This window comes from Pseudomonas sp. GW822-FHT05A08 (assembly GCF_058800485.1).
Map to the genome: position 1 here is coordinate 1,961,341 of NZ_CM179511.1, position 12,173 is coordinate 1,973,513.

The 12,173-nt window shown below is 63.9% G+C and carries 6 protein-coding genes; 1 reads left to right on the top strand and 5 read right to left on the bottom strand.

Annotation, left to right across the window (positions count from 1 at the left end; genetic code table 11):
* Nucleotides 1–6: 6 nt before the first annotated feature.
* On the bottom strand, nt 7–1,365 hold the full coding sequence (locus AC3RCP_RS08870; protein ID WP_007920684.1) for a TolC family outer membrane protein: 1,359 nt from the start codon (nt 1,363–1,365) through the stop codon (nt 7–9).
* Nucleotides 1,366–1,954: 589 nt separating this feature from the next.
* On the opposite strand from AC3RCP_RS08870, the gene AC3RCP_RS08875 reads away from it, so the two are divergent.
* A complete protein-coding gene (locus tag AC3RCP_RS08875) occupies nt 1,955–8,329 on the top strand; it encodes a retention module-containing protein (RefSeq protein WP_492569638.1) in 6,375 nt (2,124 codons plus the stop codon).
* 63 nt (nt 8,330–8,392) lie between these two features.
* Here AC3RCP_RS08875 and lapD read toward each other — a convergent pair whose 3' ends face one another.
* The 4 genes from lapD to AC3RCP_RS08895 form a co-directional block, all read right to left on the bottom strand.
* Nucleotides 8,393–10,333 (bottom strand): cyclic di-GMP receptor LapD, encoded by a 1,941-nt coding sequence (gene lapD / locus AC3RCP_RS08880; protein WP_492569640.1) that lies wholly within the window; start codon nt 10,331–10,333, stop codon nt 8,393–8,395.
* 18 nt (nt 10,334–10,351) lie between these two features.
* On the bottom strand, nt 10,352–11,059 hold the full coding sequence (locus AC3RCP_RS08885; RefSeq protein ID WP_101337137.1) for a transglutaminase-like cysteine peptidase: 708 nt from the start codon (nt 11,057–11,059) through the stop codon (nt 10,352–10,354).
* 108 nt (nt 11,060–11,167) lie between these two features.
* Complete coding sequence (locus tag AC3RCP_RS08890) at nt 11,168–11,563, bottom strand: YbaN family protein (RefSeq protein ID WP_007929758.1); 396 nt, start codon at nt 11,561–11,563, stop codon at nt 11,168–11,170.
* Between the two features lie 10 nt (nt 11,564–11,573).
* Entirely contained in the window at nt 11,574–12,161 is a 588-nt protein-coding gene (locus tag AC3RCP_RS08895) for a UPF0149 family protein (protein ID WP_492569642.1), read from the bottom strand.
* Between the last annotated feature and the right edge of the window lie 12 nt (nt 12,162–12,173).

A 12,173-nucleotide genomic window follows, 5' to 3' on the forward strand; every position in this document is an offset into this window, starting at 1 on the left:
GAGGACTTAACGCATCTCAGGCAGTCGGGCTTCGCTCTTCACTTCGGTCTGGGCGATCGCTTCGGCTGGCACCACGACTTTTTCCTTGTTCAACAACTCGCCCATGTTCGCCAGCACGCGATACATCGAAAACTCCTCGGTGTAACGCACCTCGGTGTAGCGGCGGTTGGCGTTGTACAGCTCGTTTTCGCTGTCCAGCAGGTCGAGCAGGGTACGCTGGCCGAGGCCGAACTGATCCTGGTAAGCGGCCCGTACGCGGGTGGTGGTTTCTGCGTATTCGCGAGCGGTGGGGGTCTGCTTCTTGGCGTTGAGCATGGCGTTCCAGGCCAGGGTGATGTTCTCGTTGAGCATGCGCAGCGCGTTGTTGCGGATGTCCATGGCCTGGTTGATCTTGTGCGCGTCCGATTGCAGGCGGGCCTTGTCGCTGCCGCCGCGGAACAGGTTGTAGTTCATCACCACGCCCACTCGCCATTCATTGTCGTGGCCCTTGTCGCCCTGCACGTTGTCGTTGGCGCCCACCGCGGCCTCGGCATCGAAGCGAGGGTAGAACGGCGACTTGGCGACCTCGTACTGGCTCTCGGCCGCTTGTACGTCGGCCTGGGCCGATTTCAGGTAGGGGTTGTTCTCCAGCATGCTCTGCCGGGCATCCGGCAGGCTGGCGGGGATCTCGCCGCGCACCGAAGGCAGGCTTTCCAGTTCGTCGGGCATACGGCCCACGGCGCTGAAGAAGTTGGCCTCGGCGTCGGCCAGGTCGACCTGCGCCGTGTCGTAGTTGTTTTCCGCCAGGGCGCGACGGGCCTTGGACTGGTCGAGGTCGGCGGTGCTGCCGACGCCACGTTCGCTGCGCAGGCCGATCTGGTCGTTGACCCGCAGGTGCGCCTGCAGGTTGTTCTTGGCCAGGGTCACCAGTTCGCGGCGCTTGAGCACTTCCAGGTACACCTCGATGGTGCGCAGGGCCAGGCTCTCGGCGGTACCGCGGGTGTAGTAGGCCCGCGAGTTGGAGACCGACTGGGTACGCCCGACTTCGTTGGCGGTATTGAAGCCGTCGAAGAGCATTTGCCGCAGGCGCAACTCCGACTGGGTATAGGTCAGGGTCTCGGTGTGATGGTTGCCCAACGCGCGCGTGGTGGTGTTGTCGCTGTAGCCACGGCCATAGGCAGCATTCAGGTCCAGCGATGGATAGAAGCCCCCTTTGGCGACCTTGACGTCCTCATCAGCCGACAGACGGTTGTTCTGGCTCGCGCGCAGTTCCGGGTGGTTGTCCAGCGTGCTTTGAATCGCCTCCGTCAGAGACATGGCTTGGGCCTGATGAATGCAGGCCATGGCTAATAAAATCGCGCTACTGAGGGGGGTAAAAACGCGCATGAGGTACATCTCCCTGGTCCATGTATGGTGCTTTGCAGTCGCCAAAAAAATGACGAACTTTATAGGTCAAACCGTTTCAGGCTTGTAACAACAGAGCTAAGAACATCCTGAGCGCAAGCTAAGAAGAATTTCTCATAAGGCTTATGCTGAAAAAAACTTATGCACTCTGTGAAATCCAGCACATTGTTCAGTTCGCAAGCCCAGTATTTATAGGCTCTAGAGGGCTTTTCAGGGGCTTGAAAAGGTTCAACAAAATTTGCGACATAGGGCGGGAGAGGAGCGGTGGGGAGGGTGTGATACGGATTTTACAGCGACATTTTTTTGTCACTCGCAGTGTTTGAATCCGTGTCGTGACTTTCGCGGGAGGGCTGTCCGAAGCCTGGGTGTGTTTGATTGCATTCGGTTTTGCCTTCGGCAGAAACAGCAGGCCAGCGAGGGACGAGCGAGAGGGACAGGCCGGTGCGCAGGTTCGACTGAGCAGCAATCAGCGAACCTTCAGGCTGGCGTTTCCCGTCGGTGACCCGATAACGCCATAGCACTTTTCCGTGCAACCAGATGCCGATAGCGGTCGGCAGCGGAGGAAGTGCTCATGGCTAGGTTAATCGGTGTCGTCAGTAAGGTAATCGGGCAGGTGGTAGCGGTCGCGGCGGATGGCAGCCGGCGCGTTCTGGTAGAAGGCGATCGTCTGTTTGCAGGGGATCAACTGGTGACCGGTGCGCAGGGCGCGGTAGCCGTGCATCTGCAGAACGGCCAGGAACTGACCCTCGGGCGCGACAGCAGCCTGCAATTGACCCCGCAACTGCTGGCGAACCAGGCGCCCCATGTGCAGGCTCCGGAAGTCGTGCCCCCCAGCGAGGCGCAACTGACCGATGTCGAGCAACTGCAGAAAGCCATCGCTGCCGGCGCCGACCCGACGCAGACTGGCGAAGCCACCGCGGCCGGCCCTGGTGCTACGGGTGGCACCGCTGGCGCCCTGGGTGGCGGGCATACCTTTGTACTGCTTGAAGAAGTCGCGGGTCGGGTCGAGCCGATCATTGGTTTCCCCACCGCGGGCTTCAACGGCATTCCCGAGTTCGTGCCTGAGCGGATTGCCGCCGTACCGCCTAGCGACGACGGCGGTATCGCACCGCCACCGCCACCGAACAACCCGGTCACCCTGGGCGGCCTGTCGGTCGCCAATGGCGAGTTGACCCTCAGCGAAGCCAATCTGCCCCAAGGCTCGGCGAGCAATCCCGCGGCGCTGGTGCAGAACGGCACCTTCAGTGTTTCCGCGCCCGACGGGCTGCTCAGCCTCAGCGTGGGCGGGATCGCCGTGGTCAGTGGCGGGGTGGCCGCCAGCTTCCCGCAGTCGATCACCACCGCCCTCGGTAACACCCTGACCATCACCGGTTTCGATCCTGCCACGGGTACGGTCAGCTATAGCTACACTCTGGTCGGCAACGAAATCCATTCCGCCGCCGACGGTGCCAACAACCTGAGCGAACATTTCACCGTGGTCGCCAGCGACAGTAATGGCGATTCGGCGAGCAACTCGCTGGATATCAATATCACCGACGATGTGCCCCAGGCGTTCAACGACAGCAATGGCGTCGCCTCGGAAAGCCAACTGACCCTGAGCGGCAATGTCCTGACCAACGATGTGCAAGGCGCCGACCGGGTGCCCAGCGGACCGATCAGCGCCGGCACCTTCAACGGCACCTACGGCACCCTGGTGCTGGCCGCCGACGGTACCTATACCTACACCGTGCATACCAGCGACCCGGCGTTCCTCGCGCTTCAGGGCGGCGGCAACGGTACGGACAGCTTCACCTACACCCTGACCGATGCCGACGGCGACAGCAGCACCGCCAACCTGGTGTTGCAGGTGCACAACAACGACGACACGGTGGTGATTCAGGGCCTCAATGCCGAAGGCGGCGAAGTCACGGTCTACGAGAAGAACCTGGCGGACGGCAGCAGCCCGGATGCGGGCGCGTTGACCCAAAGCGGCACCTTCACCGTGACCGCGCTGGACGGCATGCAGACCCTGACGGTCGGCGGGATCAACCTGGTGACGGGCGGGGTGGCCGCGGGCTTCCCGCAATCGGTGACCACGGCCTTGGGCAACACCCTGACCATCACGGGCTACAACGCCGCCACCGGGGTGATCAGCTACAGCTATACCCTGGCCGACAATGAGGCCCACCCGACGGCCAATGGCGCCAACAGCCTCAGCGAACACTTCAATGTGGTCGCCACCGATGCCGATGGCAGCACGGCCAGCGGTTCGCTGGATGTGAATGTGGTGGACGACCTGCCGACGGCAGTCGATGACAGCAATGGTGTGGCCTCGGAAAGCCAGTTGGTGCTCAGCGGCAATGTGTTGACCAACGACGTGCAAGGCGCCGACCGGGTACCCACCGGCCCAGTGACCGCCGGTACCTTTACGGGCACCTACGGCACCCTGGTCCTCGCGGCCGATGGCACTTACACCTATACCCTCAACACCGCGGACGCCGACTTCAAGGCCTTGCAGGGCAATGGCAACGGCACCGAAACCTTCGCCTACACCCTCACCGACGCCGATGGCGACCCGAGTACCGCCAACCTGGTGCTGAACATCCATAACAACGACGACGGCGTGACCCTCGATGGCCTGGATATCGAGGGCGGCGAACTGACGGTCTACGAGAAAAACCTGGCGGACGGCAGTAGCCCGGATGCCGCGGCACTGACCCAGAGCGGCACCTTCACTGTGACCGCGCTGGATGGCCTGCAAACCCTGACGGTGGGCGGGATCAATGTGGTAACGGGCGGGGTGGCCGCGGGCTTCCCGCAATCGGCGACCACCGCTTTGGGCAACACCCTGACCATCACGGGCTACAACGCCGCCACCGGGGTGATCAGCTACAGCTACACCCTGACGGACAACGAGGATCACCCAACCGCCAATGGCGCCAACAGCCTCAGCGAACACTTCAATGTGGTGGCGACCGATGTCGATGGCAGCACGGCCAGCGGTTCGCTGGATGTGAATGTGGTGGACGACCTGCCAATGGCAGTCGATGACAGCAATGGCGTGGCCTCGGAAAGCCAGCTGGTGCTCAGCGGCAATGTGTTGACCAACGACGTGCAAGGCGCCGACCGGGTCCCCACCGGCCCAGTGACCGCCGGTACCTTCACCGGTACCTACGGCACCTTGGTCCTCGCAGCCGATGGCACCTACACCTACACGCTCAACACCGCGGATGCCGACTTCAAGGCCTTGCAGGGCAATGGCAGCGCTACCGAGACCTTTGCCTACACCATCACCGACGCCGACGGCGACCCGAGCACCGCCAACCTGGTGCTGAACGTCCATAACAACGACGACTGCGTGACCCTGCACTGCCTGGATATCGAGGGCGGCGAGCTGACGGTCTACGAGAAGCACCTCAGCGATGGCACCAGCCCCAACGCCCCGGCCTTGACCCAGAGCGGCTTCTTTCTGGTCAACGCACCGGACGGCCTGCAAACCCTGACGGTGGGCGGGATCAACGTGGTAACGGGCGGGGTGGCCGCGAGCTTCCCGCAATCGATCCTGACGGCCTTGGGTAACGTGCTGACCATTACCGGCTACGACGCCAGTATCGGTGTCGTCGCCTACAGCTACACCCTGCTCGACAATGAAAGCCATCCGACGGCGCTGGGGGCCAACAGCATCGCCGAGCATTTCAATGTGTTCGCCAGCGATGGCGATGGCAGCAGCGCCTCTGGGGTGCTGGATGTGAATATCGTCGACGACCTGCCCACCGCTCACCCTGATGTGGTGATGGCCGACGAAGGCACGACCATCAGCGGCAACGTGCTGGGTAACGACATTGGCGGCGCCGATGGCCCGGCAATCACTGGCGCGGTGGTCGGCGTGCGCGCCGGCAGCGACACCTCGACCTCGGCCATTGGCGGCTTGAACACTACCATCAACGGCCTGTATGGCACGCTGACCCTGGACGCCTTCGGCAACGCGACCTATCACAGCAATCCGAACTCGGTCACCGCTCCCGATTCGCAAGATGTGTTCGTCTACACCGTGCGTGACGCGGACGGCGATGAAAGCACCACCACCATCACCATCCAGATCTGCGGCAACGAACTCAGGGCGGTCACTGACCAGGACATCACTGTCTTCGAAAAGGCCCTGGACCTGAGCAAGGACGGCCAGGACCTGGCGGCCGGTACGGTGACCGGCAGTGACCCGGGCAATACCGGCGAAACCGCCACCGGCACCCTGGTCGGCTCGGTCACCGGCGGCAGCGGTGCGATTACCTACACCCTGGTCGGCAGCGCCACCGGTACTTACGGGCAGATCCTGCTCAACCCCGACGGCACCTACCGCTACACCCTGACCTCGGCGCCGAAAACCTCGCCGAACGCCAACGACGGCCCGAACGTGCTGAGCGAAAGCTTCACCTACAAGGCCACTGACGCGGTGGGCAATACCACCACCAGCACCATCCAGATCAGCATCGTCGACGATGTACCCCAGGCGGTCGCCAGCGAGCGGGCGGTCACTGCGCTGGAGGTCGATTCCAACCTGCTGCTGGTGATCGACGTATCCGGCAGCATGGCCGACCCGTCGGGTGTCCCCGGCCTGTCGCGCCTGGAACTGGCCAAGCAGGCGATCAGCACCTTGCTCGACAAGTACGACGACATGGGCGATGTGAAGGTGCAGATTGTCACCTTCAGCAGCAGCGCCACGGACAAGACGCCGATCTGGGTCGATGTGGCGACGGCCAAGTCGATCATCGCCTCCCTGACCGCGGGCGGCGGCACCAACTACGATGCGGCCGTGGCCGCGGCGAAGCTGGCGTTTGTCACCAGTGGCCAGATCAGTGGGGCGCAGAACGTCGGTTATTTCTTCTCCGACGGCAAACCCACCGATGGCCAGGAGATCGGCACTGCCGACGAGACCGCCTGGAAAGCCTTCCTCGACGCCAACGGCATCAAGAACTATGCAATCGGCCTGGGCAGCGGTGTCAGCAACAGCAACCTCGACCCGCTGGCCTATGACGGCAGTACCCACATCGATACCAATGCGGTGGTGGTCACCGACCTGAACCAGCTCGACTCGGTACTGGCCGGTACGGTACAGGGCACCCCGGTCACCGGCAGCCTGCTCGGCGAAGGTGGCTCGTTCGGCGCCGATGGCGGTTTCATCAAGACCCTGGTGGTCGATGGCACCACCTACACCTATGACCCCAACGGCAATAGCAACCAGGGCTCGCTGAGCTTCAGCGGCGGGGTCAACCACGGCACCTTCAATACCCTGGACAACAGCCTCAGCATCGCCACCAACAATGGCGGCACGCTGGTGGTGAAACTCGACACCGGCGATTACACCTACACCTCGCAGAAAGTCACCAGCGTGGTGCTGACCGAGACAGTCGGCTTCACCGCCAGCGATAACGACGGCGACCTGGCCAGCTCGACCCTGGTGGTCAAGGTCAATCCGAACGCGGCGCCGGTGGCGGGCGACGACCACATCATCACCAACATTCTGTCGGGCACTATCGTGGTGCCGGCCGATGCCCTGCTGGCCAACGACAGTGACGCCAACGGCGATCCGCTGACGGCTGCGCCGACCAGCTTCAACACCGGCTGGCTGTCCCCTGGGGCGGACTTTACCGCCGGCAGCCTGCAGACCATCGGCTTCACCGGAGGGTCCAACCAGACCCTGACCGTCGCCCGGGCCTCGTTCAATGCCAATACGGCGGCGATGACGGCCGCGGTGGTGATCAGCGGCTTCCTGGGTAGCATCAACAACGGCAATGACAACGACGAGGATGTGATCAGCGTCAACCTGAAGCAGGGCGAGACCCTGAACCTGGATCACAACCTGACGGCGGGCCGGGTGGGCATGGAGTATGCCTTCAATGGCGGGGCCTACACCGCGATCGCCGATGGCGGCTCGTTCACCGCGGGGGCGGACGGCACCTACCAGATCCACATCACCAACCTGACCAACCCCAGCGGCGGCAACGCCAACGGTTCGGAAAACTACCAGCTGACCATGACCGTCAACTACGCGGGTGGCCAGGAATCCACGCCGGATTACCACGGCACCTACACCGCCAGCGACAGCCATGGCGGCAGCGACAGCGCGGCGGTGAGCATCAGCTATCAGAACGGCCATACCCTGACCGGCACCGCTGGCGACGATGTGCTGCTGGCCGGCAGCGACGACAACCTGATCAATGCCGGCGACGGCAACGACGTGCTCATCGCCGGCAGCGGCAACAACACCCTGCATGGCGAAGCGGGTAACGACCTGCTGTTCGGCGGGCCGGGCAACGACCTGCTCGACGGCGGCACGGGCAACGACACCGCCAGCTACGCCCATGCCAGTGCCGGGGTCACGGTCGACCTCTCGCTGCTCGGTGCGCAGAACACCGGTGGCGCCGGGACCGATACCCTGACCGCCATCGAAAACCTGGTGGGCTCCAGCTACAACGACACCCTGACCGGCGACAACAACGCCAACATCATCACCGGCGGCCTGGGCAACGATGTGCTCAACGGCGGTGGCGGCGACGACCTGTTGATCGGCGGGATGGGCAACAACACCCTGACCGGTGGCAGCGGCAGCGACACCTTCCAGTGGCAGCAGGGCAACAGCGGGCATGACCTGGTCACCGACTTCACGCCGGGTATCGACAAACTCGACCTGTCGCAACTGTTGCAGGGCGAGAACGCCAGCAGCGCATCGCTGGATGATTACCTGCACTTCACGGTCACTGGCAGCGGTCCGTCGCTGATCACCAGTATCGACGTCAGCGCGGCGGCGGGGGCCTCGCCGACCCAGACCATCGATCTGGCCGGGGTCAACCTGGCGGAGCACTACGGGGTGACGCCGGGCGCGGGCGGAGTGATCGCGGGGGGCGCGGATACCGCGACCATCATCAACGGCATGCTCAACGACCATTCGTTGAAGGTCGATACCGTCTGAGGCCCGGCGGGCCCGGCGCCAGCCTCGACCGAGGTCGGCGCCGGGGCTGTGCGGGGGAAGGGGCTACATCGGTTCCGGTGGGCCGATCAGCCGCCCCATGACCCCGAACAGGCCCAGGGCCTTGAGGGTGTCCAGTTCGCCCTGGGTTTCGACCCGTTCGGCGATCAGCGGCAGGTCGATGCTGTGGGTGGCGCGAAATACCGCCTCGATGAACAGTTGTTTGTCGCTTTGCCGGTCGATGTCGCGGATGTAGCTGCCATCGACTTTCAGGTAGGCCAGGCCGAGGTGGGCGAGGTTGCCGATCTGGCTGAAGTTGCCGCCGAAATGTTGCAGGCCGATCCGGTAGCCGCTGTCCCGCAGGCGCTGGCTCAATTGCTGCAGCTCGCTGGCCGAGGGCAGTTGGCGTTCGTCGATTTCCAGGGTCAGTAACTTGGCCAGGTCGGGCAGGGCCTTGAGCTGGTCGAGGATCCGCTGCAAGGCGTCGGGGTCGCGCAGGGTGCTGCCAGACAGGCTCAGGGCCAGCGGCCAGGCATGCTCGAGCAGATAATCCAGGGTGTGTTCGAGCATGGCCAGGTCGAAGCGTGCTGACCAGCCCAGGCGCTCGATCCACGGCAGGAAATGCCCGGCGGCAATGGCTTCGCCCTGCGGGTCGAGCAAGCGCGCCAGCACTTTGTGATGCAGCACTTCGCTGGTGTCGGCGCACTGCACCACCGGCTGGAAATACAACTTCAACTTGCCGTTGCTCAGGGCATCGTCGATCCAGGCGCGCCAGTCATGCTGCGGCTGGCTGGGGCCGGCGGCGAACGCCTGCAGCAATGCCCAGGGACGCTCGGGGTGCTGCTGGGCCTGCGCCAGCGCCTGGTCCAGGCGCAACCAGACGCCGCTCAGCGGGTCGCCGGGCCGGTAGGCGACTATGCCCAGGTGCGCCACCGGTGTGCAGTCGCTGGCCGCGGTCAGGCGCAGGTTCTCCAGGGTGGCGCTGATTTCCATGGCCAGGCGCTCGGCGCCGCGGCTGTCCAGGCCCGGTGTCAGCAGGCTGAATTCGCCGCCGCGATTGCGCGCCGCCAGCCAGTGGCGGCGGTCGGCCTGGGCGCTGATGCGCTTGAGCAGATCGCCGATGCTCTTGATCAGGGCGTCGGTGCGCTGGCCACCCAGGCGCTGGTTCAGGCCACTGAGGTCATTGACCCGCAGCATCAGCAGATAACCATCGCCACTCTGCTCGTTGAGCAGCAACTGATCGCCGAGCTGTTCGTCCAGCAGGCGCCGGTTGGCCAGGCCGGTCAGGCAGTCCTGATAGGACTCGGCCCGCAGTTTCTCGCTGCGCGCGGCCTCTTCGGCGAACAGGGCTTTGAGTTTTTCCACCATCTGGTTCATAGCCAGGACCACCCGTTTGAGCTCGGGCGTGCGCGGCACCGTCGGCAGGCTGAGGAGCTCGCGATGACTGATGGCTTCGGCCTGCTTGACCATGGCGTCCAGCGGCCGCAACTGGCGCCGCAGCAGCCAGCCGCCGAATATCGCGCTGAGCAAGCCGCACACCAGCAGCCAGAGCAGGCTGCCGACGCTGCTGTCCCAGAGCCTGGCCAGGGCGAACTGCGGGTTGCTCAGCACTTCCACCCGCGCCACCTGTTCCCAGCCACGCATGACCAGGGCGTCGCCACCTTGTGGGCGCAGGCTCACCAGCCTGACGAACCACTGGGGTACGCCCTCGATCCTGGCAGGCACCGAACGCTCCACCAGCATGCTTTCGTCTTCGATGTTCACCACCCGGATGCTGTTGTAGTAGCCGCTGTCGAAGACCGAACTGACCATCAGTTCCATCATCGCCGGGTCGTCGACCTGGCTGGTCAGGGACAGGCCCAGGGCGGTGGCCGCATCCTGGGCGTGGGAGCGCAGCTGGTTGAGCATCTGCTCGCGGGAGCTTTCCAGGCTGACAAAAAAACTGCCGCTGAAGGCCACCAGCAGGAACAGGCAGATGGCGATGAACAGTTGCTTGAGTAGCGACATTCGGCACTCCTTGTCGGATCAGCCATTACCCACCGTGAAGCCCTCGTCCCGCATCTTTTTCAGTACGTCCTGCCAGCGCGAGAGTTTTTTCGGGTCGATGCTGCGCGTGTCGCCAGCCACTCCGGGCAGGTACAGCCCCTCGGCATTGAAGGCGTATACCGGGTTCGGATCCTGGCGCTGGGCGGCGGAACGAATGTCGCTGCTGAGGTTGTCCAGTATCAGCGGTCCGGCGCCGGGGCTGGGGTAATAGGCCAGGACCATGTGCGGCCGGTTGCCGCGCCTGGCCTTGACGTAAGTGAGGCGCAGTTTGTCGCTGGAGACCCCCAGGCTGCGCAGGCTGAAATACTTGGCCAGTGCATAGTCCTCGCAATCCCCGGCGCCCTTGAGCAGGGCCTCGATCGGCGTGGCCCAATAGTCGCTCTGCTGCCAGGTGCGCTGGTCCTCCTTGAAGCTCAGTTGCTGGTTGAAGAAGCGGTTGATGGCATTCAGTTGTTCGTATTCCGCTCGCCCGGTCAGGTCCCGCAATAACTGGTTCCAGGCCTCGAGACGCTCCCGGGCCGGGCCCAGGACCTGATGACGGTACTCGAAGGTGCTCAGGGCAGAAACGAATTCCCAGTTCGCCCGCACATTGCCCGGGTCGGTCCACAAACAGACCAGCAACAGCGACCAGCCGGCCAGCCGAAACCGGAGCAGTGTCCACTCGGGGCGACGCGAACGTGCGGGCATGGCGGGCTGCTCGAATGCAGGTTTCTGAAGTCTAGGCGGTATTTTTCGCGAGCATGGGCAGTTGGTCGGGTTGCCACGAACGGAGGAAGGCGGCGCGCAGGGCCGGGTTCAAGGCTTGTGCAGGGTCTTCTGGCGCAGGATGTAGATCGTCACCAGCACCGCGCTGGTCAGCATGAAGCCGCGGGCCCAGGGCAGGGGCACCAGGTAGCAGGACAGGCCGATGCTCAGCCACATCAGGCCGATGGCGTAGACCTTGCCTTTGAGCGGAATGCCGTGGCCGTCCAGGTAATCGCGGATCCACGGGCCGAGCCGCGGATGTTCCACCAACCACCGATAGAAGCGCGGCGAACTGCGGGCAAAGCAGGCGGCGGCCAGCAGCAGGAAGGGGGTAGTGGGCAATACCGGGAGGAAGATACCGGTCACCCCCAGCACTACGCTCAGCCAGCCGATGGCCAGCAGAACGTAACGCAGGATCAGGGGGCGGTTGCCTATGGGCTTGGCCATAGGCGGTGACTCAGTGGTGACGGGGCTTGAGAATGGCCGGTTTTTCGTCCGGCGCGTTGCACAGCAGGTACAGCGCGGTCAGGGCTTCCGGGATCTGCACGATCATGTCGTCCATCAGGTTGGCATCGCTGGCGATGTCGGAGAACTCGGGTTGTTCGTCGAACAGACCGGAGCCGACCATGATCGGCAGGAGCATTTCGCTGACTTCTTCCTCGGCGGTTTCGAACCAGGCTGCTTCGCGCAGGAACACGCCTTCCATGAAACCGATGCACCAGCCGCGCAGGTCGGAGTCGTCCGGCTCGTCGCCGAGGTCGAGGTCGCACGGCAGCTCGAACTCTTCGTCGGAGGCCAGTTGGCGGGCGATGTGGGCCATGAGGGCGATCAGGGTGGACTCGATCTCTTCGCGCTGGGCGGCGTCGCTGTAGTGCGGCTCCTCGGCGAACAGGGCGTCGATCCACTCACGATCGGGCACGCTTTCGGAACAGATGGACAGCGCAGTCAGGTAGCCATGGGCGGCCACATAGTCCAGCGCCTCGTCATGCAGCTCATCGGCGTCGAGGAAGGCTTGCAGGCGGGTTAATTGCTCAGCGAAGGACATTGAAGGACTACC

Excerpts from the sequence above, each read along its gene's own strand:
- AC3RCP_RS08870 (WP_007920684.1), bottom strand. The coding sequence starts at position 1,365 with ATGCGCGTTTTTACCCCCCTCAGTAGCGCGATTTTATTAGCCATGGCC.
- AC3RCP_RS08875 (WP_492569638.1), top strand. The coding sequence starts at position 1,955 with ATGGCTAGGTTAATCGGTGTCGTCAGTAAGGTAATCGGGCAGGTGGTA.
- lapD (WP_492569640.1), bottom strand. The coding sequence starts at position 10,333 with ATGTCGCTACTCAAGCAACTGTTCATCGCCATCTGCCTGTTCCTGCTG.
- AC3RCP_RS08885 (WP_101337137.1), bottom strand. The coding sequence starts at position 11,059 with ATGCCCGCACGTTCGCGTCGCCCCGAGTGGACACTGCTCCGGTTTCGG.
- AC3RCP_RS08890 (WP_007929758.1), bottom strand. The coding sequence starts at position 11,563 with ATGGCCAAGCCCATAGGCAACCGCCCCCTGATCCTGCGTTACGTTCTG.
- AC3RCP_RS08895 (WP_492569642.1), bottom strand. The coding sequence starts at position 12,161 with ATGTCCTTCGCTGAGCAATTAACCCGCCTGCAAGCCTTCCTCGACGCC.